We start from the raw sequence: 1,060 nt of genomic DNA, 5'->3' as shown, positions 1-1,060 counted from the left end.
TTTTGCTCATATATGACAGAAGACCAGCGTTCCATAGCTTACCGTACAGAGAAAAGAATGTTACAATCCGGAGGAAAACCTGTGGGTGGATTTGCACGGTATGATTATGCATTAAGGAATTACAAGGATGTATATACAGGTGGTTCAAGAAGTGTTGGTTATGTACGCAATACTGACAGGGAAAAACAGCATGCCAGAAGTGTTGTAAATCAGCAAATTTCAAATCTACTTTCAAAGAATGGGATATCAATATCAAAACAGGCAGATTTGGTATTTTCTATTGACCCATATACATATCAACTAACGGTGTCGGGAAATGCAGATAGAGATACATTATCGCAGATAGAAAAATTGCTGAATGAAGGAGATAATGCAAAAAATATTTGGACGCATGCGTGGATTTGTATGCATGATGCAGATAATGAAATTGTTAATTCGCAGGCAAATATGACAAAGGCAAACCAATATTCTTTATGGCATGAAGTGTATGAGACAACTGGATATGATGCACGCAATGCGACATATAAAAATGGTACTTTTATTGCAGAGGATGGTACAGATTTACTGGCATTGTTTAAGGAAAAATCTAAAAATGGTGCAGGGTATGAACTTTATTCTAAGAGATGGCTGCAATATGCTAAAAATGGCTGGAAGAAAGAAAATGATTTGGTATTAAAAATAGGATTTGACAGCAGTGGATTGTATGATATAGGGCAGGAAAGAGGATATGGAGCAACGCAGAATATGTGGATGAAAGGTATTAGTCAAAGTATATTTGAAGATAGCGTGTGATCAATATTATATTGATTCTGAGAGAAATCCAACAGGTGGCATAGTTGGAAGGACTCCGAATAATGAAAGGAGATATGTTAATATGGCAGTTACAGGAATAGGAACATATGCGTCATATACGAATAGTTATGGCAATACACAAAATGCTGGAAACAAAACGGGCAGGACATATAAGAATGCCCATGAATATAAGAACTATTTAACACAAAAATACGATTGTTTACGAAGCAGGGATTATTCCGTAAATATAAACAGTTCTCTTTTGTCA

At 35.8% G+C, this 1,060-nt stretch carries 1 protein-coding gene and 1 pseudogene; both read left to right on the top strand.

Annotated features, from left to right (window positions below; translation table 11 throughout):
• Nucleotides 1-792 (top strand): DUF4885 family protein (locus tag DWX65_RS14790; RefSeq protein ID WP_118173749.1); only part of this gene is annotated, 792 nt, incomplete at its 5' end.
• A pseudogene (locus DWX65_RS14785) lies at nucleotides 776-1,060 on the top strand (DUF6033 family protein); the annotation flags it as partial. The gene DWX65_RS14790 and the pseudogene DWX65_RS14785, both read left to right, overlap by 17 nt.

The organism is Roseburia sp. AF20-18LB (assembly GCF_003461185.1).
Taxonomy (GTDB): domain Bacteria; phylum Bacillota; class Clostridia; order Lachnospirales; family Lachnospiraceae; genus Roseburia_C; species Roseburia_C amylophila.
Note: the sequence above shows the minus strand (reverse complement) of the source record. Positions and strands in the feature narration are given on the sequence as shown.